15 protein-coding genes are annotated in these 24,802 nt (G+C 48.4%); 5 read left to right on the top strand and 10 right to left on the bottom strand.

The features are described 5' to 3' along the window. The first annotated feature begins 95 nt into the window (after positions 1-95). Positions 96-2,534, top strand: a complete 2,439-nt coding sequence (locus NQ542_RS07140; RefSeq protein ID WP_005638765.1) for a S9 family peptidase — start codon at positions 96-98, stop codon at positions 2,532-2,534. 41 nt (positions 2,535-2,575) lie between these two features. Here NQ542_RS07140 and NQ542_RS07135 read toward each other — a convergent pair whose 3' ends face one another. Continuing rightward, complete coding sequence (locus tag NQ542_RS07135) at positions 2,576-2,860, bottom strand: HU family DNA-binding protein (protein WP_005638763.1); 285 nt, start codon at positions 2,858-2,860, stop codon at positions 2,576-2,578. Positions 2,861-4,161: 1,301 nt separating this feature from the next. After that, complete coding sequence (locus NQ542_RS07130) at positions 4,162-4,998, bottom strand: DUF6261 family protein (RefSeq protein ID WP_005638750.1); 837 nt, start codon at positions 4,996-4,998, stop codon at positions 4,162-4,164. A gap of 408 nt (positions 4,999-5,406) precedes the next feature. Here NQ542_RS07130 and NQ542_RS07125 point away from each other — a divergent pair, with 408 nt between their 5' ends. The 4 genes from NQ542_RS07125 (at position 5,407) to NQ542_RS07110 (ending at position 9,357) form a co-directional block, all read left to right on the top strand. Beyond that, a complete protein-coding gene (locus NQ542_RS07125) occupies positions 5,407-5,781 on the top strand; it encodes a BlaI/MecI/CopY family transcriptional regulator (protein WP_005644064.1) in 375 nt (124 codons plus the stop codon). A gap of 41 nt (positions 5,782-5,822) precedes the next feature. Continuing rightward, complete coding sequence (locus tag NQ542_RS07120; RefSeq protein ID WP_005648768.1) at positions 5,823-7,031, top strand: M56 family metallopeptidase; 1,209 nt, start codon at positions 5,823-5,825, stop codon at positions 7,029-7,031. A gap of 7 nt (positions 7,032-7,038) precedes the next feature. Next, entirely contained in the window at positions 7,039-8,277 is a 1,239-nt protein-coding gene (locus tag NQ542_RS07115; protein ID WP_005638742.1) for a DUF4934 domain-containing protein, read from the top strand. 102 nt (positions 8,278-8,379) lie between these two features. Next, positions 8,380-9,357, top strand: a complete 978-nt coding sequence (locus NQ542_RS07110) for a Gfo/Idh/MocA family protein (RefSeq protein ID WP_005638740.1) — start codon at positions 8,380-8,382, stop codon at positions 9,355-9,357. Positions 9,358-9,434: 77 nt separating this feature from the next. Here NQ542_RS07110 and NQ542_RS07105 read toward each other — a convergent pair whose 3' ends face one another. The 8 genes from NQ542_RS07105 to NQ542_RS07070 form a co-directional block, all read right to left on the bottom strand. Further along, positions 9,435-11,930, bottom strand: a complete 2,496-nt coding sequence (locus tag NQ542_RS07105) for a beta-N-acetylglucosaminidase domain-containing protein (protein WP_005638738.1) — start codon at positions 11,928-11,930, stop codon at positions 9,435-9,437. Between the two features lie 191 nt (positions 11,931-12,121). Next, the gene (locus NQ542_RS07100) at positions 12,122-13,816 is read right to left on the bottom strand and encodes a DUF3857 domain-containing protein (RefSeq protein WP_005638736.1); all 1,695 of its coding nucleotides are present in this window, start codon (positions 13,814-13,816) and stop codon (positions 12,122-12,124) included. Positions 13,817-13,860: 44 nt separating this feature from the next. Beyond that, positions 13,861-15,828: a DUF3857 domain-containing protein gene (locus NQ542_RS07095; protein ID WP_005638735.1), complete on the bottom strand. Its 1,968-nt coding sequence runs from the start codon at positions 15,826-15,828 to the stop codon at positions 13,861-13,863. Between the two features lie 53 nt (positions 15,829-15,881). Beyond that, on the bottom strand, positions 15,882-16,997 hold the full coding sequence (locus NQ542_RS07090) for an AMP-binding protein (protein WP_005638733.1): 1,116 nt from the start codon (positions 16,995-16,997) through the stop codon (positions 15,882-15,884). After that, a complete protein-coding gene (locus NQ542_RS07085; RefSeq protein WP_005638732.1) occupies positions 16,972-18,021 on the bottom strand; it encodes an o-succinylbenzoate synthase in 1,050 nt (349 codons plus the stop codon). The genes NQ542_RS07090 and NQ542_RS07085 overlap by 26 nt, the downstream gene beginning before the upstream one ends. A 12-nt stretch (positions 18,022-18,033) precedes the next feature. Then, a complete protein-coding gene (gene menB / locus NQ542_RS07080) occupies positions 18,034-18,858 on the bottom strand; it encodes a 1,4-dihydroxy-2-naphthoyl-CoA synthase (RefSeq protein WP_005638730.1) in 825 nt (274 codons plus the stop codon). 37 nt (positions 18,859-18,895) lie between these two features. Beyond that, positions 18,896-20,560: a 2-succinyl-5-enolpyruvyl-6-hydroxy-3-cyclohexene-1-carboxylic-acid synthase gene (gene menD, locus NQ542_RS07075; RefSeq protein WP_005648772.1), complete on the bottom strand. Its 1,665-nt coding sequence runs from the start codon at positions 20,558-20,560 to the stop codon at positions 18,896-18,898. Positions 20,561-20,723: 163 nt separating this feature from the next. Further along, entirely contained in the window at positions 20,724-24,590 is a 3,867-nt protein-coding gene (locus tag NQ542_RS07070) for a TIM-barrel domain-containing protein (protein ID WP_005638726.1), read from the bottom strand. Positions 24,591-24,802: the final 212 nt, after the last annotated feature.

Raw genomic sequence — 24,802 nt, 5'->3', positions numbered from 1 at the left:
GTCAATACTTTATATGCAGCCTTTTTATTTATGTAATCATTCATAGTTAAATGATGATTTATCTGCAATAACAACTTATATATAAACAACGTCAAATGAAAAAACAACTACTATTAGTGATGCTTTGTGCCGGGATGTTCTGTGGCACGGAAGCGAAAGGGCAGGAAGCGGAGCGGCTATCCGGATACGTCCAGGCCGAACGTTTCACGAAGGAGAAGCTGAACACGATGCTTTTCTCCACATCTGTCGATCCGCACTGGTTCCGGAAGGGCAGTAGTTTCTGGTATGAATATAAGACCGGCAACGGCAAAGTCTGGTATGTCGTCGATCCAGTGGCGAAGACGAAACGTCCGCTTTTTGACCTCGACGATATTGCCGCACAGATAACCGAGATCGTCAAAGACCCGTTCACCGCCCAGCAACTACCCATCCAGAAGCTCGAAGCTGGAGAGGACGGTCGCACTTTTACTTTCCAGATCACCTCTTCGCAAGAGGCTAAAAAAGACAGTACCGACAAAGACAAAGGTCCGAAGAAAGAGATATTCTTTTTCTCCTACGACTATCCCACGCGTAAGCTGACTTGGCTCAAAGAAAAGAAGAAAGAAACGGAATATCCCGACTGGGCCTCTTTCTCGCCCGACGGCAAAACAGTCGTGTATGCAAAAGACCTGAACCTCTATCGGATGTCCCGCGAGGATTACGAGAAGTTGAAGAAAGACGATAAGGATAGTACGGTTACGGATATACAACTCACTACTTTCGGTGTGAAAGACTTTGGTTTCGGCCAGCCCTATAGCTTGCTGAACACCGACACGCTTTGCAACGGCAAGCGGAAAGGTGTTTGGGGGATTGTCTGGTCACCCGATTCCCGTTATTTTGCCGTGACGGTTGAAGACGAGCGTGCCGTGAAAGACTTGTGGGTAATCAACTCTATGGCTTCGCCTCGTCCGACGCTGGAAACCTATAAATACCAGATGCCCGGTGAGAAAGAAGCGCCTGTCCAGCATCTGTTCTTGTTCGACATGAACGACAACAGCTATAAGGAAATCCGCACATCTGCATTCAAAGATCAGACATTGCGCTTGGCACGTAAGCCGTGGAGGCAGAAAGACCGTGATCGGAAAGAGGTGGCGAGTGTCTGGCTGGGCGACAATAACCGTTTCTTCGTTACTCGTTCGAGCCGCGACCTGCACCGTATCGACATCTGTTCGTATACGGTCGGACAGGATTCGATCTGTCCGATTATCGAGGAACGTATGAATACTTATCAGGAAGTCCGCCCGTTGGCAGCCGTAGGTGATGGCAAGGAGTTGATCCAGTGGAGCGAACGTGACGGCTGGGCGCACCTGTACCTCTATGACGGAGAAGGTAACCTGAAGAACCGCATCACACGCGGCCCCTGGCATGTAGACCAGATCGTGAAAGTGGACGAAGCCAAACGTGTCGTTTACTTCCTGGCTAACGGGAAAGAGAAAGATGAGAATCCCTACTACGAACACCTGTATCGTGTGGGCCTCGATGGAAGTGGTTTGCAGCAAGTCACTCCGGGCGACTATTTCCACACAGTCAGCATGGATGACAATGCGGCCTTTGTGGTCAATAATTATTCGCGTGTGAACACTATCCCGCGTACGGATTTGATGGATAGTAACGGCCGCAAGCTGATGACGCTTGAAGAGAGCGACTTCTCTGGGTTGCTGGCTGCCGGTTACCAGTTTCCCGAACCTTTCAAGGTGAAAGCTGCGGATGGCGTGACTGACCTCTATGGTGTGATGTATAAACCGTTTAATTTTGATTCGACGGCCCTGTATCCGATCATCGATTATGTATATCCGGGCCCGCAAGTCGAAGCAACCGTTTATCCGTTCAGCCGTATGAGTGTGCGCACGGATCGTCTGGCACAGGCCGGCTTTATCGTGATCACGGTCGGAAACCGGGGCGGACATCCGAGCCGTTCGAAATGGTATCATAACTTCGGCTATGGCAACTTGCGTGATTATGGGTTGGCGGATCAGAAAGCGGCTATCGAGCAACTGGCCAACCGCTATTCATTCATCGACATCAACCGTGTCGGTATCCACGGCCATTCGGGTGGAGGTTTCATGTCTACGGCTGCTATACTGCAATATCCCGACTTCTTCAAGGCAGCCGTCTCGTGTGCCGGAAACCATGATAACCGTATCTATAACCGTTGGTGGAGCGAGACGCATCATGGCGTGAAGGAAGTGGTCAGCGAAAAGGGTGATACGACTTTCGTCTACAACATCAAGACGAACGAAGAGATCGCAAGTCGGCTGAAAGGTCATTTGATGCTCGTACATGGTGACATCGACAACAATGTCCATCCGGGCAATACGCTACGTGTGGCAGATGCCCTGATCCGTGCCGGAAAGCGTTTTGACATGTTGCTCCTTCCGCAGCAACGCCACGGTTTTGGCGATATGGACGAATATTTCTACTGGCGTATGGTCGACTATTTCTCCCGCCACTTATTGGGTGAACAGGAAACATCGGTAGATATCCCGAAACGATAAAACAAAAAGAGTGCGCCGGATTTCGGTGCACTCTTTTTGTTTTATTTTCCAGGATTCAGTTTTTGAATCAGTATTTCACTGGCTTTGAATTTTACTGATGTGCGGGCGCGTATTTTACATTCTTCACCTGTACGAAGGTTACGTCCCGGACGCTCTGTTTGGTAATGGGGAACCAGTTTGCCAAAATAATGAATGCTCACCCCTTCACCTTCTGAAAGTTTTTCGGTTATTAGTTCGATGTATGAATTCAGAAACTTCTTCGCGGCAACGTCCGTACATTCCATCCGTTGTGCCAATTCCTTGATTAGAGCTCTTTTTGTAGTCATATAATAGTTGTTTTATCGTTATTGTTTTTCTTTCCGTACCCTGTCCCCGGGCGGATTTGTCTAAGATGAAAAAGCGCGGGACTGTTGTCTTTAATACTATCGCTAATCCTGATAAGTATAAACATAGCCCACGCTTTACAGATACGATAAAACGTAAGGAACTCATTGTTTAGCTACTTCTCCCGGATGGCTTGAAATTGTCTAGATTTCTACTTAGGGATAATACTAAAATCGCTTATTGTGGGAAAAAATATTATCTTATTAATTCATAGGCATTTTTGTTAAATTGTCCGGTAGTCCTCCAAAATCGGGCGTATTATAAAATGAAAAAGCGTGAGGACTGTTGTTCGGACTTAAGTAGAGGTTCTAGACAACCCGCCATGCAGTACTATACAACAGTTTGCTCACGCCCTTATGCTATATACATTGGGTATATAATCGAAACATGAGCATTTTTGTTTATGACCCTTCTATGGCTTGAAATTGTCTAGATTTCTACTTAAGGATAAACCAAAACGCTTTTTATATAAATCATAAAATAATGTTTCCTTGACGCTTCAAGGTCCAATTACCACGACAAAGATAGAAAACATATATGAAAAACCCGATTCATTTCATTAAAAAAGCTCTTATTTATTCGCAGGTTTTGAGAATTTAATAAGGGCGTGAATTTATAATTTCCAATTCCCTATAGCAATAATAATGTCTAGATTCCTACTCCGATGAATTGGTTTTTACCTCCATACCTGATCGCCTTTTCAATGAGATGTTCGGGATTTGTGACTGAAAGATACGATTTTGCATTCAATAACCAAGAGCCGTTTTGATTTGTTTACGACTCCGGGAGCCGGAAGGAAATGCGGATTAATCCGTTTCTTAACTTAAAAAGCTCTGCGGCAGGGGGAGAGGGGTGTAGTGGCGATTGCGGCAAAGGGGAGCGGGAGTGTAGCGGAAGCTGGTGTTTTTCCGATGCAAAAGTTCTGCTTGATTATTATAGAGAATTACGATTTTATTTTTCGTCCTCCTTGGATTTGCAATTGGATGAGATTGCTCTGTCCTCCGATGTTATTCCAGGGATGGATGGGGAGGTGGTGTGGAGGTAAACAGCTTGGAAAAAGGGAAATGTTCAGTGCCTATTAAAAAATGTTATCAATAAGTATTTTAATAATTCTTATCATGAAATAGTCCTTCGGAGGCGTATGAAAAGGGTGAAAATAAGCACGGATCGACATGGGTTATTGTTGTAAACCATGTCGGTTCGTGCTTGTATGGGTTATCTGTTGCAGAAGGGATGAGAGGGCTTAAAGTTCGCCCGGACGTTCGTCATTGCCGCCCTGCCCTTTGTTCTTATTGGATGCGGTGATACCTTTGCGCAGGTTGTAGGCGGTGCGGGTTTCATCGATCAGCTGGTTGAGTTGCGTGATGAAAAGCGTTGCCTCGTCCGACGGGACCGCAATGCTGTGGGCAAAGATGGTGGTAGTGATATAGTCGTATTGCGAGTTGAGGCGGTGGCGTATTTCCTTCGCCGTCCCGACTGCATTGATCGCCCGTTCGTTGGTTCTGTCGCTGGACAATGCGTCGAATTCGTCATTTACGTTGCGCAACTCGGAGACGGTGTCGTCGAGATGCAGAAGCGTTATCTTCTGTTTGTTTTCCGGTTTGTCGAGATCGTAGAGCATGCCTTTGATCTGTGCGGTTTCCTGTTGCATCGGAATGTTTTGTATGCCGCGATACGGTTTCAAGATATTATACAAGCTGATGCATGCTTGTGCATATGCAGGATTCGAACTTTTACGTCCGATGGAGGTCGTGTTGATGATGAATGAAACCAACGGATCACGACGCTTGTCGAGATTGAGCAGTAGAGCCGTGTTGTCGTTCGTGCGCGACTGGTTGACGACATCTGTCAGGAGAAGCATGTCGGCATTGAATGTCGCCTTGTCCTCATCGCTGATCCCTACGAAATCCGATGTCATGTTTTCTTCTTCGCCCAAGAGGCGGAGTTCACTGGGGCGGTCTCCCTCTCCTGATACAGCCTTGAGCGGGATCAGTTTGAAGAAGCGCTCCATGAAGTTTTTGTATTCGGCATTATTCAGGGAATGAATGTCTAGATTTAGAATCCGGATAATTTTTTTCATGTTGTTCTATTATTGATTGTAATTAATTGATTCGAAAGATAGTCATTAATTTTCACAGTCTATCAAATAATCTCATTTATTTCGGAAATGATTTGAAATACTCGAAAAATACGTTCCGGATTTCGGCAAGGACTTCAAATCTTCTTGTGATATGATCCGAAGCTCGGATGGCATCTTGAGGATTTTCGAGGTTTTGTCCGAAGCCCGGACCGGACTTTTGGTGTTTTTGAAATGCGATCCGGAGATCGGACAGCGTTTTTAGGACTCTTGAAGTTCTGTCCGAACTTCGGACAGGATTTTTTACTTTTTACAACTCCTGTTCCACTAAAAAAAATAGTTTATAAACTAATTGAAATAGTTTGCAAACTATTTTTTTTAGTTATATTTGTCCCGAACAAACAAGATATCATGAAACGACTGACTGCAAGAGAAGAAGAAATCATGGGCTATTTCTGGACGAAAGGCCCTTTGTTCGTCAAACAACTGCTTGAGTTTTACGATGAGCCGAGGCCGCATTTCAACACTCTTTCCACGATCGTACGCGGATTGGAGGAGAAAGGTTTTCTGGCACATCATACGTTTGGCAATACCTACCAATATTATGCTGCGGTGACAGAAGCCGATTATAGCCGGAGCACGTTGAAAAACGTCATTGCCAAGTATTTCAACAATTCCTACCTCGGTGTTATCTCTTCGCTGGTGAAGGAGGAGGAGATTTCGGTGGAGGAACTGAAGGAGCTGATAGAATCAATTGACAACAGGCAATCGACAATTGATGATTAAGAGAGGGGGGATTCATTATTATTAATTTTAATTCTTTCAACGTGGGAGCATTTTTAGTATTCATAATAAAATCCACCTGCTGTCTGGCAGTGTTCTATCTGTTCTATCGCCTGCTTTTGAGCCGGGATACGTTCCACCGTTTCAATCGGATGGCTCTTCTTGGTGTGATAGTTTTTTCAATCGCGATTCCTTTTGTACAGCTTGCCGCCGATGAGCCGGTCGCCGTACAACGTACGGCGTTGGAACTCGAACGGTTCTTGCAAATGGGTGGAACTCCTGTGGAAGAAGAGAGTCGCTTTCCGTCTTGGTTGGCGGCCTTGTTTATGATCTACGCCGGCGGATGCCTCTTTTTTGCAGGACGGTTCCTCTATTCCGTCTGCCAGATCGTGCGTCTGATACGTTCGGGCGAGCGGGCCGTATTGGAAGATGGTACGCGGCTTGTCGTGACCGACCTGACGGTCCCGCCTTTCAGTTGGATGAAATATATTGTTATCTCCCGCATCGATATGGAAGAGAGCGGAGCTGAAATCCTGGCGCATGAACAGGCGCATATCAGAGCTTGCCATTCATTGGATATGTGGTTTGCCGGATGTTGTGCCGTCCTGCATTGGTTCAATCCTGCTGTTTGGCTGCTCAAGCAGGAACTGCAGAACGTGCATGAGTATGAGGCGGACGAGAGTGTGATCGCACATGGCGTGGATGCAAAGCATTATCAATTGTTATTAATAAAGAAAGCGGTCGGAGCACAGCGTTTTACCTCTATGGCCAACAGTTTCGACCACAGTAAACTTAAAAAGCGGATTACTATGATGTTAAAACAAAAATCGAACCCCTGGGCTCGCTTGAAGTTCCTTTATGTGCTTCCTCTTGCAGCCGTTGCCGTTGCTGCGTTCGCCCGTCCTGAAATTTCCCGCCGGTTGGAAAATATCTCCGAAGTGGAGTTTGCCGAAGTCCTCACATCCCGACAGGACAAAAAGATGTCGCAAGCAGAGAAAGACAAGCCTCTCTTGCGTCCTCTGGAATTTAAATCGAATATGCGTCCTGCCGAAGGTGTCCGGTATGCCAAGCCGGACCCGCTTGTCATGATTGACGGTGTCGAATATACGGGTGGACTGGACAAGGTCGATCCAAACGAAATCGAATCGATATCGATAATGAAAGATAAGAGCGCCATCGAAATGTACGGAAAAAAAGCAGTCGGAGGCGTGATCCTGATCACAACGAAAAAAGCCTCTTCTAAAGTAAAATGAAAATCGTATGAAAAATCATGTGTTTGTGGCAGTGGCATGTCTTTTTCTTGCTGCTTGCGGTGGCGGAGGGGAAACAAAGGTGGCAAAACTCGAAGCGATTCCTTTGGGAGTTGCTTTTGAGAATCAGACGGAGTTGAAGACTTCCGACTGTTTCAAGAAAATACGCTATGTCGCCTTGGAAACGACCGATAGTTGCCTGGTGGGGCAGGGAGCGTATGCAACTATCCTGAATGATTGGATTGTTGTGACATCCGGTCGGGACCGCTGCCAGCTATTCGACAAAAAAACGGGTCGCTTTATCCGTTCGGTCGGGCATGTGGGGGAAGATCCTGAAGGCTATTCGGATGTCCACGGAGGATGGCAGAACCCGTATACCGGCCAATTAAGTTTCCATGGCTGGAAAAATGAAATCGTTGTTTACGGGGCGGACGGTCGATTCGACCATATCTGGACTCCTTCGGTTTCCGCCGATGAGTTTCCGGCAATGGGAGTGTTCGACTATCTGGATGCGGATCTTATCGCTGGTTATTATTCGGCTACCGACAGTTTGCCGGCCCGTATCGCTCTGTTCCGTGGAGATGAGATTGTCCGTGTGGAATCGTTACCGGTCGGGCAGGAAGGAGACAAGGCGATCACTCCGGACGATATTGTTTCCATCTCGGTCTTGAAAGATGGGGGAGATGGTTTGGCGTTCATAAAATATAAGGATGGCAGGTCTGCCATTTATCCGCTTGGCAACAGTTGTTTCTGGCATGCGGGCAAGGATCTTTATTTCCGTCAGTCTTATAATGATACGATCTATCGGGTGTCGGCAGCGAAAGAGCTGCAACCTGTGCGCGTGCTGGATTTAGGTGTCTACAGTTGGTCTTACAACGAGCGTTTCGAGGATAAGAAAGATGCTATCTACCCGACAAAGTTCATGGAAAACGAAGATGTGATCCTTTTCCGTTTTATGACGAATGTCTATAACGACAAGCAGAAGACTTATAATGCCCTTTACCGGAAGGCGGACGGAGCCGTCAAGGTTTCTCCTCTCGATGACAAGATAACCGACGATACGAATGGCTTCCTTCCCTTACAGCCTGTATCTGTCTCCGCTTCGGGCGAATTTGCTGCCATTCTCCCTTCGGAAGAAGTCGTCTCCTGGTTCGAGGATAACGCCGGTGAAACGGATATCCCTGCCGAAGTGGCCGTCTTGAAAAAGGTGGGTGAGGAGGATAATCCGGTGGTGGTGATTATGGAGTAGGATATAGTATTGCGATCACTTTTGAATTCCATGCTTGTGAAGTAAAAGTTTCATGGGCATGGAATTTTTATTGTATATTTACCCGATAAAAAATGACAGCTAATGGAACGTTTTAAAGTCGGAATTATAGGAGCTGGGCATATTGCCCGCAAAATGGCGCATACGCTGCGCGATATGGAAGGGGTTGAACCGTATGCAGTCGCTTCCCGTAACCAGGAAAATGCCGAAGGGTTTGCCAGTGAATGGGGTTTTACGCGGGCTTACGGATCATACGAGGATTTGGCAGATGATCCCGAAGTACAGTTGATTTATATCGCCACCCCGCATTCCCATCATTTTGAGCAGGCGCGGATGTGCCTCGAAAAGGGTAAGCCGGTCTTATGTGAAAAAGCATTTACCGCCAATGCAGAGCAGGCGGAGACGTTGATACGCCTGTCGAAAGAAAAACAGGTTTTCCTGACTGAGGCGATTTGGACACGTTATATGCCTTTCTCCGAGACGCTTCGCGAACTGGTTGACGGCGGGACGATCGGACGCGTGATGATGCTGACGGCCAATATCGGATATCCGATTGCCGAGAAGGAGCGCATCGCCAAACCGGAACTTTGTGGCGGTGCTTTGCTGGATATCGGCGTTTATCCGATCAACTTTGCAAGGATGCTTTTCGGCTCGGAAATTACGGGGATTACTTCTGCCTGCGTGAAAGGGGAGACGGGAGTGGATTTGCAGAGCAGCATTACTTTTGTGTATCGGAATCATCGGATGGCTGTTTTACAAATGACCGCTTTCTGTGCGAACGATCGTCAGGGAGTTATTTCGGGGGATAAAGGATATATAATCGTCGATAATATCAACAACCCGCAGTTGGCAGTCGTCTATTCGGTCAATCATGAGGAAGTGGCTCGCTATACCTGTCCGCCACAGATAACGGGTTTCGAGTATCAGGTGCAGGCTTCCATCGACGCGATCCGTGAGGGAAAGATCGAAACGCCTTGTATGCCGCATGCGGAAACTTTGCACATCATGCAGATGCTGGATGATCTTCGCTCCGAATGGGGGGTGCGGTATCCGATGGATTGAACGATTGACAATTGAGAATGGACAATTGACAATTAAATGTTTTTGCAGTTTGATTGTCAATTGTCCGTTGTTCTTTGTCAATTGATCTCGTGGATGTTGACAGGGGATGATCCTGCGTTATATAGTTCTAATGCCTTTACACTCTCCAAGGCTTCTTTTTTCAGCTTGATATAATTTGCCGGACCGGAGTAAAGCACTTGTTTCACTTTCCCTTTCAACGGTGAGCCTTCTACCACAACTTGGCTGCAAGGGGAGCCGGACAAGTACAGTTCGAGCGAACCCTCCTTTTCCTTATCAATCGTGATGCGTGAACTTGCGGTCAATGTGTTGACAGATTCCAGGTTCTTGTCATACATCAGGCGGACGGGGTCGATGGAGGTATCTTCTTTCGTTGTCACGGCAAATTCGTACAAGTAGATTTGCATCTGCTTGTCAGTTGCATTACGCATACGGATATAGCGTGCTCCGGGAGCGAGCTTTTCCAATTTGAAGCGGGCTTGGTCGGCGGGGATGTCGGCGATAGTCGTCCATTGTCTGCCGTCGGCGGACCATTCGAATACCCGTCCGCTGTTTTCGCTTTTCGGCAGGCTGAAGTTGAAGGAGGTAGCCTCTTTCTGCAATTCCCAGGTAAGGCCGAAGGACTGTCCCGGCTCGATACGCAGTACTTCGTTCAGGCGGTTGTATCCGATCTGGTCTTTGCCTTCCTTCAACGGCTGATATTTCAATTGTTCGATATCCGTCAGGATAGAGGCCTTACTCATCTGGGTGGCAGCATCTGTTTGGTCTGCAAACAGCAGGTTGCTTCCGACACCTGAATGTATCTCCTGTACGAACGGGGTCAGGACTCGTGAGCCGACTTTCACGCCTTTCTGATACGGATTCTGATTGTAGGTCCGGTCGATCGTGCGCATGCTGTCGAGCAACGAGGTGAGCGACAGATACGATTGCCAGGTGGCGGCACGATCCTCGCCTTGTCCGGTTTCGGCAGTGCGGATAGCCTTTTGTCCGGCTTTCCCTAACAGGTGGAACTGCATCAGCCACGGTTTGATTTCGTCTATCAGCGCCTTGTTGCGGCTTGTCTCGATGGCGGCAGGGGCGGCTGTGATCTCGGCGAACAGTCGGTTCATCCGGTCAGCGGCATCTGCATTATAGTTGTGCTGGCGGAAGTCATGGAGGAATGCTTCGGCAGATTCGGCATAGCGGATGGATTCGTCGCGGCGGTAACGGTGTCCGTTTGGCCCGGGATCACAGTTGTTCTCGCAGAACGTCCGGAATGCTTCCGGTGCTTCCGGCAAAACATAACGGCAGGCTTCTACGAAGTCGCTTTCAGGGTTATAGGCTTTCATGTTCCAGGCATAATCGGCTACTCCGTAAAGGGCTACTTTGGAAGCTTCCGCCCGTTCCATCGGGTTGGCGACGAAACCCGACATGGCATGTGCCGCATTCGGATCGAGCCCGTAAGACGGTCCCATCAGCAGGTGGTCGCGGCAGTAGTCGCTTACAGGGAAATTCCACCAGACATACGACGGGCGCTGAATACGTTTGTTCACCCATTCCTGCCCTTCGAGTGTGATATCGTGGATCACGCTGTTGCCGGTCCACATCACATGGATCGCCGGGTCGAGCGTTCTGCCCAGCACATCCAGATAGTCGCTTCCCGCCCAGGCCCGGTTATATTCGGTCGGACACATGATCAGCGGGCTGACGCCTTCTTTCTTCTCGATAAACTCCTTTTGCAGGAAGTTGAGCAGGTCGGCTTGTTTGTCTGCCTTGGCCCCTTCACCGGAAATATCGTCGAAGAAGACTGCGAAGGAACGGACTCCCAAATCATACATCATACCGAACTTGTTCAGCACATTCATCCGGTCTTCATCTGTCCATTTGATGTCCAGGCCCGGATGGATCGCCCAGACGAAGTCTACCTTGTTGGCGGCGGCTTCCTTCACGAGATCCTTGATCTGTGCTGCTTCCTTTTCCGGATAAGGCTTGCGCCAGTTTGGGGAACTGTGGTAAGGATCATCTTTCGGTCCGTAGATATAGGTGTTCATCTTCATCTTTCCATAAAAACGAAGCTGCTCGATGCGGTCGGTATGGCTCCAGGGATCGCCGTAAAAACCTTCGACAGTTCCACGGTAGGCGACGTCAGGATAGTCTTTGATAACTCCGAGTGGCAGTGTCGTATTGCCTTGTCCGTCGGTTTGGGCCAATTGTTGCAATGTCTGTGCTGCGTAGAAAAGACCGCGACTGTCGGAAATTGCAATGTCGATTTCTTCTGGTGTGATAACTAATAGATAGGCTCCTGAACGTTTCAGTTCGGGTGTCCGGTCTTCCAGCGATGTAATTTTGAGCGGTAGCGCTTCGGAGTTGTCTGTTATCGACAAAGTTTGTCTGATCAGGCGCATGGCATCTTCATCCGGATGTTGCATGCCGGAAAGGGTAAAGCCATGAGGCGCTTTCAGCCGGTTGGTAGATAATGTAACTTCCTGTGGCTGCGGATGAATGGCCGGTAAAGGGTTTTGTGCTTGCAGAACACCTCCTAAAAAGAGGGCAGCGGTTAGATTTAGTAGTTTCATATTTGATTTATTTTAGATGTTTAATTAATGATTTATCTGTTGGTGGTGTCTCAAAATGTACTTGTTCCCCGCGTCAAGTACGGGGCAAGTACATTTTGAAACCTCTTACCAAAAGATCAAGGCTTTTTGGGGATGGCTGATATCGGCATTAATATAACAGGCAGTATCGGCCATCCTAAAAGTAATTGTCTTTATCGTACTGAAAACAATAGAGTCTTTCCGTTTACATCGCTCCATTCTGTCAAAAGCTGGCGCAAATCCTTGTATTCGGCAGGTGTATAGAGTTGTTTGTTCAGTTCCAGGCTACGGGTGACGGTTGCCGTACGTCCGTTTTTCTTGACGGAGATGGTCAGGCTACCGGCGGCATTGCGGATCGTCTTGTCGGTTTCCGGGGTGCGCAGTTCCATATTTTCAGGACATTCGATCGTGTATGTATAGACTTCGTTGACAGGGCGTGGGATCAGCAGGTTTTCTTTCCGCTGGCTGTTCAGGTAGCCATAAGGCAGATGGGAGAAGCCATATCCGGCATCCGGCAGTGAGATCGTTGCATACCCGTTTTCCTCCTTTAAAGGAGCAGTTTGTTCGTTTTCGCTGTTACCTGTTGTGAAATAAGGCATCAATTCTTTACCGACAGATTCTTTAGTGGATGTCGTCACTTTTCCATCTTTGAAACGAACTGCGATGTCGCTCTTGATCTGGTAATCCTGTGGAACGGCAATAGCTACCGGTTTTCCTGTTTGCAGGCTGAAAAGAGGAGTCTGGTCAAAGTTCACCGTTTGCGGACGGTGGGTAGAAGAGGTGGAGAATAAATATAATTCGCCGTTCACCATACAGGAGACGAACAGTTGGTCGACAGCCTTTAGCGCCAGCCCTTTGTCTGCATAAGCCTGGTAAGTCGCCATTGGCTCGGCTTTGAAGCCGGCCCCATCCAACAAGCCTGCGAGCAAATTGGCTTTTTCGACTTCAGTTCCGTACGCTGTGCTCATGACGGCATCGGCAGGGCGGAGGCGATAGCCGGTCTGATCCAATGTCAGCCCGTTGTTGGCAATGTGGTTGGTCGTGTATTCGAGGATAGCTTCCAGTTTGTCTTCGTCCTTTTTTTCCCCTTCGGTCAGGCTCTCAGCCAGAGTCGTGAGTTGTGGATCGCCGGACGGATTGAACTGTTTGAGTAGGGTTGCCAATGCTTCTCCTTCGGATGCGTAAGTCGTGGCGGCGAGAAAAGGAACGTCGCCGTTCTTGACATAGACGAACGGAGCGCGGGAAGATGCTGGCAGGTTACGTAATGTCCAGCTTGTCGTACAGGTTCCACCGGATCGTTTGACAGATGCTTTTGCCGGATTGTTTGTCAGTGTGTAGGCAAGTTCTTTGGCTTCGGGTATCACGATCGTCAGTGTGTATTCTTTGACGGGAGAGGATTGGAGCAGTTCTTCGAAAATGTCTACCTCCGGCAGATAGCCTGGTTTGGATGTGACTGTGTAGTCGAGATAGATAGTTGCTCCCAGTTCTAGGCCTGTGTGGACGACAACCATTTCTTTCAGGTGGTTGTAAGCCGGAGCATCAGCCGCGTTGCGGGGAAGGACTTCCACGAAAGCATTGTCCGGTGTCTTGATGATTGTGCCGTCTTTTTGTTTGGTGTAAGACGAGTTGATCTTCAGTTCCTGGTATTGCGGATTGTACACGATGAAGCTTTCTCCGTATGTGCCGTTCATGGCCGTGTGGGTGAAAAGTGTCAGTTCCATGTCATAGCGGAACTCTTGGCTGCCGTCGGCATTGAGTGTCCAGGTCTTTGCTAATTTCTTGTATTCGGCTTCCGATGCTCCAAAAACTGTCGTAGTCATTAGTAGCATACAAAGAAGGAAGGCGAACTTATGTTTGTTTCGTATCATTTGATTTATGATTTATAATTTGTGATTTATGAAGAGGGAAGACCTTATCGTTTTATGACGATATAATCCCCGAATGATTTATGTGCATTCACGGCGTTACGGAAACCATTCCAGTCGCCTGCCTCGTACACGCGTTTCTTCAGCGCTAGCTTTTGGTGCAACACCACTTTGTTACCGTCCTGGCGGAGGGAACCTTCGAAGTCGGCGGCAGAACTTTGCACACTGTCTTCTTTTCCATTACCCGCTAGCTTATAACCTGTGGGGAGTTGGATCGTTTCGTCCAGTTCGACCAGACGTGAGCAGGCATCCTTGAAACCATACCGACGTTCTTCGAGGTCGGTGTTGATGCGCAGGTAACTTTTTACTTGGTTATAAAGGTTATTCATCACCATCGGCTTGAACAGCATTTCTCTTTCTCCTGAAAGGGCATAACCTGGTATTTCATAACGGAATGTCATTTTGATCGGTGCAGCCTGGTAGTTCTTCGGGTCTTTGCCATAGTCCACGCTGATAAGACGAGCTTTAGGTGATACGGCAAGAAGTTGGCTTTCCAATGCGGCCTGCCATTGCGACTGCCAGCCGGTGGTGAAGATACGGCGGATATTGCTGTCCGACTGTCCTTCGGCTGTGATCGTGAACTGTCCTGTCAGTGTACCTTTGGCATCCAAGCGGTTGTTGGCTTTTATGCGGACATAATGGTTTTCCGGTGCGGAAACCGGCGTGAGACAGAGATCGGAACCTTCGGGAACTCCCGGTAAATAGTTTTGCTGTTGTTCGGCACTGCTCCACAGTTCGCGGCAGAAGGGGACCCAGGTAGGATCGAGCGGCATATAGGTTCCGCTGGAAAGTTTCACAACGGCGACACAGTGGTTGAAGTGGTCGGCCGGGATGCTTTCCACGCGGCTACCGGCCATTGTCATGGCTGGATAGGCTTCGAAGCCTGCCATACGCAGGAAAGCGATCAGGGTACCGGCAATATCTTTACAGACACCACAACGGTCCGTGTAGTTCATCTTCAGATTATGCAGCGTGTAGCCTTCGCCTTTGCCCATCGAGATACCGGAGTAACGGATATTGTCGGCAACCCAGTGGGTGAGGACGGCGATCTTTTCCATCTCCGTCTTTTTGCCCTGGATCAATTCGTCTACTTTCTTCTGGGCTTCGGGAATGGCACTGAAACTGCCGTAGTCTTCGTTCACTTTGTTAAACCAAAGGGATTTGTCTTGCCAGCGTGGTGTGCTGGACATCATCAGTTTCGGTGCGGCGTCGAACAGGTCGACCATATTCGGTTCGCGTCGGGTCGGCATGATGTCTGTGCTGACGAACGTATAAGCTTTCCGACCGTCCTCGTAACGCATGGAAGAGGTGCATTCTCCTTGATAGAACTGGAACTGCATTTCTTTCTCCATCGGGATGTTTACCTTATATACCTTGCGGACAGTTGGCTCGGTTGTCCAGAAGGGGACGATATCATAGAATTGTCCGCGCATGGGCGGGATGAAACGGGATTCGTCGTTGCCTATACCGCCAGTCAACAGGGCATAGGTGAAACCTTTTTTGTTGATCTGATAATCGATGATATCGCCCGGATCGAGACGGCCTATTTCCATCATGATCTGCCGTGCTCCCCAATAGATGGCGCGGGCAGGAGCGGCATAATCCTGCTGTTGGGTGATATCGAGGTTGATTACGTCGCCATTGGCTTTGTAGATGGTGACACGATGAAACTCTGCATGTGCCGTCAGCGGATCGTAATCGTATTTGAGGATGCGATTGGCGACGGCCCCGCGCGTGTTCATAACTTTGACGATTTTGCAGACCGTGAAAGAACCGGAGCCGGTAGGCTGCACGGTCACAGCGGTGCTGTCGAGTAGGTTTACACAGTCATAACCTGCGTATAATTCCGGCTTTTGTAGAGTCGGATCGGATGCCGTCCGGCAACTTTCCCCACTTTGTCCGTAGGCGGACGCCGTGGCGAGAAGGACGGAGGCGAAGATTGATAAATACTTCATAAAATATAGTGTTTTTGTATGTTTATTACTAAATAATTGATGCCCGAATTAATTTATCCTGTATATCTTTCCATTGCCAATTTCCGGCATGCCGCCCGATCGATCTTTCCGCTACCGGTAAGAGGAATTGATTCAATCTGGAGAATGTGCTTCGGACGTTGGTATTTGGGTAATATTCCAAATATCATTTCTTCCAGCTCGGAAAAGAGATTGTTTTCAGGTAATGAGAGAGATTGTTCTCCAATAAGGGAAGAGGCTGTCTTTTTACTCGGGAAGTGGTCATTTCCTGTGGTGATCAATAAAATCATAGCCTCTCCGAACTTTGGATCTGGAACGGATGTTATGGCAAAATTGGTAGGAATGATGGGGCGCAAGATTTCTTCCACAATCTCCGTTTGTATTTTTATGCCTCCGCTGTTGATGATGTTGTCTTTCCTCCCTAAGATGCGGAAACGGCCGTCTGGGAGCAGTTCGGCGACATCGTTAGTGACAAGTGTTTCGTCGGTGACGAGTGGAGCGTCTATTATCAGTGTGTCGTCAGTCGAGAGTGATAGCTTGACAGACGGGAAAGGCGTGTAATAAGGAGATGCATCCGGTCCGTTCAACCGTCGGAGGGCGATATGCGAAAGTGTTTCTGTCATTCCGTAGGTGGAGTAAACGCAGATAGGCAATTCTTGTATCCGTGCTTCCAGTTCATGGTCGATAGAGCCGCCACCGATGATTAGGATATCGATTTGGCAGAGGCGCTCTCGTTCTTCCGGAATCTGTAGCGTATTGTATACTTGTAACGGAATCATGGCTGCGAATCGGAGTGGCATGTCGATGTCTGCCATCGGATGCCCGGAAGGTTCACGTATGACCAAATCTAACCCTGCCACGAGTGACCGTACGACCATCATCTTTCCGGCAATGTATCGGAGTGGCATACAAAGGAGGGCTTTATCCCCCTGCCGCAACCCTAAATAATCGCAGGTGAGGCGGGCACTATTTACCATCTGTTCCTTGCGGACCATGATTCGTTTGGGTGTACCGGTCGAACCGGAAGTTTGTACTTCCAAGTAAGGAGAGGCAGACTTCCAATCGGAAATGAATTCGGATAATTGGCAATTGACTGTTGACAATTGACAATTATCGGGATGTTTCTTACTTATCAATTGTTTGTTGTCCATTGTCAATTATTAATTGTCCGTTGTTAATTGACAACGGCAAGTCAATGTTGTTGGTGAAGAGGCCACCTGTTCCTAACCCTTGCGGAAGCGGATTGTCGAAAGTTGCGCACCATTGAGCGATGGCGTTCAGGCCGACATTCGATTCCAATGCAGAAGTGATCCACCAGCCGATCTGCCGATCCTGAGCTTCCTTGATCCATTCGCTACAACCATATAGGCCTCCGTGAAGAGACGGTTTCAAGATGATATATTGCGGATTAATGAAGGAAAGCAATTCTTTCTTCTTTTCCGGTGTGTTGTAGCCAATGAGTTCTTCGTCGAGGGCGATGGGAACTGGAGAAGAAGCAGCTAACAGAGCCATGTCTTCCCACTGTCCTGCACGGATCGGTTGTTCGATCGAGTGCAGGTCCAGTTTTGCCAGACAGTTCAGTTTTCTCATGGCTTCGTTCGGCGAGAAAGCACCGTTGGCATCAACACGCAGTTCGATTTCATCAGATGAAAATTGTTTGCGGATGATACGAAGGATTTCTAATTCTTTATCGAAGTCGATCGCTCCGATTTTCAGCTTGATGCAACGAAAGCCGGATTCTATCTTGTCTGTCACTTGTCCCAACATCTCTTCATAGCTTCCCATCCAGATCAGTCCGTTGATAGGAATACCCACCTCGCCATGCGAGAAAGGAGTGTTCCACAAGGCAAAGGAGCCGGCTTCAAAGTGGCGGAAAGCAGTCTCCAGACCGAACAGGATAGATGGATAATCGCGCAGTCCGTCCACGTCGATTCTGCCTGTGCGGGTGAAGTTTTGGCAAGCCTTGGCCAAAACTTCTTCATATCCAGGCACGTCGTCGCAACTCAGTTTAGGCAGAGGAGCGCATTCGCCTATTCCTTGGCGGCCGGGTATTTCTTCTGCGGTGAGGTAGATATACCAACTCTTCCTCTCCGTGTAGGTCCCGCGCGAAGTCCCTGCCGGCTTTTTGAAGTACAAGGTCTTAGGGCGGATCTCTATGTGATAGTGCATAGCCATTGTGACTTTGGATTATGGGAATTTCGGATAATCTTCGAAACGGGGGCGGCGTTTTTCAAGGAAAGCTTTGCCACCTTCCTGGGCTTCGTCGGTCATGTAGTAGAGCATGGTGGCATCGCCAGCCAACTCTTGGATTCCGGCTTGACCGTCTAGCTCGGCGTTGAGGCCTGCCTTGATCATACGGAGGGCAAGCGGGCTGAGCAACATCATTTCTTCGGCCCATCCGACATATTCGTCTTCAAGCTTATCCAAAGGTACGACCTTGTTCACGAGACCCATGTCGAGTGCTTCCTGTGCATTGTATTTGCGGCAAAGAAACCAAATTTCACGTGCTTTCTTTTGGCCGACGATGCGAGCTAAATAGGATGAACCGAAACCTGCGTCGAAACTCCCCACACGAGGACCCGTCTGTCCGAATATTGCGTTTTCAGAAGCAATCGTCAGGTCGCAGACCACATGCAACACATGCCCGCCACCGATTGCAAAACCGTTTACGGCAGCGATCACCGGTTTTGGAATCGAGCGGATTTGCTTTTGTACATCGAGTACATTTAACCGTGCCACACCATCTTTACCGATGTAGCCGCCGTGACCTTTCACATGCATATCACCTCCAGCACAGAAAGCCGTGTCTCCGGCTCCTGTCAGCACGACAACATTGATATCCGGTCGTTCACGGCAGATATAGAGAGCATCGCTCATCTCCGTCGTCGTTGTCGGAGTGAAAGCGTTGCGATAGCGTTCGCGGTTGATAGTGATGCGGGCAATTCCGTTATAGAAATCGAACAGGATTTCTTCATATTCTTTGATGGTTGTCCATTCTCTTTTTGTTTCCATAAGATGAATTTAGAATTATAAATTATGAGTTATGTTCTTATTTTTTTAGTTGGTGGAAATACTCTTTGAGTAGCCGTACATCTTCAGACGCATCTGTGAATACCTCCATCAACATTGGTTGGTTGTGGGGGGCGGACTGGGTGAAAACAGCCATTGCACTCGTCAGTTCTTCATCGTTATGGACGGGAAGGTAAGAGAATCCTCTTTCTTTGGCCCATCCTTTGGCAGAAGTTTTGTGTGTAGCTGTCACGAAACGGCGTGTTTTATCCTCCATTTTCAGTCCGGGAAGTGCTTGGAATATTTCACCTCCTCCGTTATTGAGCAGCAGGATACGTAGGTTACAGCCGAAGTTGCTGTTCCAAAGTGCGTTCATATCATAAAAGAAACTCAAATCGCCGATCACTACAAAATTCAGTTTGTCTGAACAAACGGAGTAACCGATGGCAGTCGAAAGCGATCCTTCTATGCCGCTCGTCCCCCTGTTGCAGCAGACTTCGACATCTTCTGGGAGTGTGTATAACTGGGCGTAACGTACGGCTGAACTGTTGCCTAAATGCAAGGCCGCAGGTGTTGGAAGCGACTTGATCAATGTTCCGATAGCAGCCATTTCCGAATAGCTGAATTCCGGTTGTGGCAGGTCGCGGGTGTTGTTTTCCCAGATGCGTGGAAACTCCGTTGTCCGGTTTTCCAGCAGGTAAGCGATTTTTTCGAGAAATTCGAACGGGTCCATCTCGATAACGGTTGTCAGGGAACCGTAAAGGTCTGTTACTTCTCCGCTAAGCGAAACATGCCAATGTTCGCGTGGCGGATGCTTGCGGAGAAATTGTTTGAGGCGTTTCGACACGATATGTCCACCGTATGTGATCAGCAGGTCAGGAACCATCTTCTCTAATTTTTCTTCTGGCAGGGCGTAAAGGGCGGCGTCGAAATTCTTTACCGGGATGCCGGGAATGGTCTTGTTACCTGTGTGCTCGGTAAGCCAGGCAAAATGCTTGTATAGCAGTTTGGAATATTTCTTTTCAAAAAGATAGATCAGGTTCATCTGACCGGCAACGATCATGCGACGGTTGTAGTTGTTCAGCCGCTCGATCAACCCAGTATATTCACGGTCGTAGACATTTAATCCTTGGTAGCGGGTGATGACGCGTACCTTGGGCAATTCCTCCGTAGTGAAGCGGAACAACGGTTCCGAGATTGGTACGTTGATATGCACCGGTCCTTTCCCATGATGGTTCAGTTCGAGCAGAGCTTCGTTGATAAGACGATTGCAATACCATTCGTCTTCATCGGTATGTATCTCCGGCAGGTTGACGGATTTTTTAACCTGCGAACCGAAAACACCCGGTTGAGGAAACGTTTGCCCGTCCATTTGTCCGATCCAGGCCCCGGGACGGTCTGCTGAGATTACGACCAATGGCACTTGCTGATAGAAGGCTTCCGATACGGCAGGATGAATATTAAGTAATGCACTGCCCGATGTGCAGCAGACAGCAGCCGGACTACCGCCATGTAATGCCAGCCCGATCGCGAAGAATGCCGCACTCCGTTCGTCTGTCACCGGATAGCAGGAGAAGAACGGGTGATTGGCAATCGTATGTACAATAGGTGAATTGCGGCTGCCGGGACACAAAACGATTTTCTTGATGTTATGCTCGATGAGCAGGGCTACGAGCTGCAGGATGTTTTTTTTATCTGAGTACATAATGTATTTGTTTGCTTTGTCATGCGATGGTTCTATCGCTTTTTCTGCAAAGATAACATCTGTGGGGCAGAAAACATTCATAATCTTAATGAAAAAGGCTTCACCCCGGAATGGTCCGGTAGGCGAAGCCTTTCTGCTTTCGTTTATATCAGAAATTCATTGTTCAGAACTTCTGCATATTCAGATTCTTATCAACCAGGATGCCGTCGACTGCTTTCAGGTTGAATGTAACTTTGCGTTTCGTTTTCAGCTTGATGGTGAAGAGATCTTCAGAACCTTCGAGCACTTGTTTGTCTCCGAGATTGACGAAAGTAGGATAGAGCGCCTTTTGACCGCTGGTATGCAGGCGGTCGTATGTCAGGTTTTCCATCGTACCGAGGTTTGCCGGTTCGATGCCGACAAAGTCATAATCCTGTTGGTCGTAAGGCAATGCGAAACTCAAAGCGTTGACAGCTTTGACACTGTCACCTTTGACAGTGATTTCGACTGTTTCGCCGGCGTTGTACGTCTGTTTCGGAGTGGAAAGGAAGATCGTTCCGGCTACACGGTCCGTACCTGGATTCTCGATGCCGTCCTCCAATTGGGTTGCCACGACCGATATGTCGTAAGCATCGATCAGACCGTTCCGGTTAATATCACCTGCGCTGACATAATCGAAATCGCTGTCACCACGGCGTAGCCCTGTGTAGTTCATGTACGAGGTCAAGTCGTTTGTGTCGATCTTTTTGTCGTTATTGATGTCACCTGGCAGATAGCTTTCCGTGCCCGGAACCTTGAATACGTATAATTCGCGTCCGGAAGCGTAGTTGCCGACACCTTCCGTAATATGCAATTTAATGTAGCGGGCTTTCGGTTGGTCCTTGAAAGTGAATACTTTCATGTCACCATTACGTTCCCAGCGGAACGAGTCGACCGCTGTCCAGTTTTCCTTATCCATGCTGTAGGCCACGTCGCCGGCAAGGATCGTTCCGTTGCCTCCATCCTGGCGGGACAGATAATGGAACTTATCCAGTTGGTTGATGGTGCGTAGATCGATGATCATATCGAACGGCATTGCGTTCTTGCGGTATTTCGTGTGGAACATATCGCCTAACTCGGCATAGTCGAACAAGCGGGAGATTTCAAAGCCTTCCTGTTCTTCGGCTGTCACTTCTCCACGGATGCCTTTGATAGCAAATTCCAGCGGGTTGGATTTGGTCTTGACGGAGAAGGTAGACCAGTCTGAATAACCGTCCTTGTTGACTGAGCGAATTTTGAACGAATAGTCTGTTTCGGCTGAGAGGTTGTCGAACAGCAGTTCCGCATTCTTGATCTGCGTATAAAGCATGCCGTTAAATTCTATTTCATAGAAGTCGGCGCCGGGAACTTTATTCCAAGTCGGTTTTAGTGTGTAAGCTTCCGTGTTCCCATCCGTCACCTGTGCGATCGGCGCGGCCAAAGAACCGGTAGAAACGCGGTGGGTGTCGGGCGTGTCGAATTGGTAACCATCGATGATGATAACCGTTCCGTTCATGCTGATGTCTGTCGGAGCTAGTTTTACTAACAACTGAGGGTTCTTGGTGATTGTCTTCTTTTCGAATTCGCTTCCTTTGGTGGCGAATTTGTTCAGGTTCGGGGCAACATCGTAGAAATAGACATTCGTACCGTTCTGGTATTCGTTCATCGAACGGGCGGCTACCAGTTTCACTTTGGAGGAACCGACTTTAGCGGTGATCTTCTTCGGCATTTCCGAGAGATTGATACGCAGTTCGGTTGCCTTGTCTTTCACGAAACCGTCAAAATCGCCTGTTGTCGGATGGATAGTGATTGAGACTTTTGATGGGTCATTGTTCTTGATTTCGATCCGTGTGGTTGTCCCTTTGCCGTTCAGATAAGCCTGCGTTATACCATCATCGTCATATTCGACGAACTCGCTATATCCGGACGGGTAAAGCTCATATATGCGCAAATTCTTGTCGATTTCCCCTACGTTATTGTTCGGGTTCGTCATCGGGATGATCGCACCGGCTTTTACGAATACCGGAAGTTTCCAAAGTGGAGAAGCGAAGTTGTTGACCACGCAGCCGCCGGTATATTTCTCACCGGTGAAATAGTCGAACCATTCGCCTTCAGGCAGGTAGATACCATCACGGATGTCATTTCCCTTGTCATCCATTTGCGTCTCTTGGTAGATCGGCGCGATGAGGAAGTACGGCCCGTACATGAACTGGTATTGTGTAGCTTTACCAAAGGTGTAAGGATTCGGATCTTCAAGGAACATGGCGCGAATCATCGGCTTGCCGTCTACCGCTTCGCGGGCAATGCTGTAAGCATACGGCATCAGGCAGGATTTCATTTTCAGGTACCAGCGGTTGATGGAAGTTGCCGGTTCGCCTAAGGCATGCGGATATTTCTCATTCGATCCCCAGCCGTCCATGTTCAGCTCCATCGGCGTCCAGGTCTTCCACTGGAAGTCGCGGGTATTCATCACGAGGTTCTTGCCACCGAAAATACCGTCCATGTCGGATGTGATGTTCGGTTGTCCGGAAAGCCCGGAGCCGATATAAGTCGGGATGTGGAAACGGATATATTCCCATTGTCCGCCTGTCTGGTCGCCCGACCAGACTCCGGCATAACGCTGCGTGCCGGCCCAACCGTCGAGAGAGATGATGAACGGACGTGCGTCGTTTCCGTAATACGGCATGATATGTCCGACATCAGCCACACCGTTCAGACCGAACGAGTAGCCCCAACCGACCCATGCCACGTCTGTTTTCAGGACTCGTACACCGGCATCTCGTACCTCCTTTACAATGTCGCGTTGCAGCAAGGCACTGATGCTGTCTTTCGGATGCAGGTCGGATTGTGTCCAAAGACCGATTTCGACACCGTTCTTATGAGCGTAATCGGTGAGGCTCTTTAAGTTTTGGATATTACCGTCCAATGTTTCGGTCTGTCCGTAGCCGGCTCCGTAACCGTCGTTCGGCAGCAACCAACCTAACGGCATATCGTGGTTCTTGTAGCGGTCGATCACGGCGCGAGCAGAGAACTGGTAGTTGTTCTTTTCTCCATTCAGCGATTCCTTGATACCTCCATTATTTTTTTGGCTTTCCTTGTAGCGCTTGCCGTCTTCGAAAAGGATACCCTTTTCGCCTTCTACCCAATAGTCGCGGTTGTAAGCGTTCAAGTGTCCCTGATAGAATCCGAACTTGGGCAGCAGTATTGGGTTACCGGTCAGTTGGTAAAAGTCGTTCAATAGGGCGACCGGGCTATCATTGATCATATAGAAAACATCCAGATAGTCTGTATCGTGGGATAGTTTTACCGTATTCTTTTCTGTGGCGCCGAAATCATATTTCCCCTGTTTGAAAGTGTACCACATAAAGCCGTAGCCGTTTGTGGACCAATAAAAAGGAGTGGGAGAAGCCACGCCGCCATCGGTCCAGCTGTTCTGGTTTTCGATGGCTATAGCTTTTCCCTTATGTGAAAAGCGTCCGTTCTGCACACCGCCGCCGTAGAAATATTCATCAGGGTTCTCTTTCAGCGTTAGGATCGTTTCTCCTTTTTCGTAAACCACGGGTTTCGTCTCTTCGAAAACGATTTTGTTTGTGGTGAGATTGGTGACTTTCAGCAGGGCGGTCGATTTGTCCAACTGGAGTCTGACTTTTCCGGTCGTGATGGTCACTTGCCCATTATCGTCTTGAATGTCCAGTTTGGAAACTGGGCGACGGGGGGTATCTACGAGAATCCGGGCCTCTGGTTTTGCCTCCGGATCACGAAGGATACCACCGTTGTTGTCCTGGAACATACGGAAAATATTATCTCCATAGAAATCGAATGTCATCCGTTGATTGTTGGAGAACACAACATCGACCGTAGTCGGGTTGATCTGCTGCACACTGACGATCGTTTGCGCCTGCCGGGCGATAGCTACTACAGGCTCGGAGGTTCCGGTCACAGCCATTAAAGGGGCAGGAGAAAACATCAATGGCGCAGCAAGAGCGATCAGGATCGCTTTTTTCTGTTTATGATTAGCCATTAAGCGTTTCATGTTGATTAATTTGAGTTATTTAGTTTTTTTATATTCTGAGACAAAAGTACATAAAATATTCTATAGTTCTTGTGGAGCAGTGGAACAACTATACTAAAACTGGCTTTTTGCTTTCAAATGTATGACGACATGTTTTGGGCATTTTAACAATTCCAAAAGCTACTTACGGTATTCTTTAGGTGACATTCTTTTATCAAGTTAAGAATTTTCGG

The organism is Parabacteroides merdae ATCC 43184, from assembly GCF_025151215.1.
GTDB lineage: Bacteria > Bacteroidota > Bacteroidia > Bacteroidales > Tannerellaceae > Parabacteroides > Parabacteroides merdae.
This window is presented reverse-complemented; position numbering and strand designations above follow the sequence as displayed.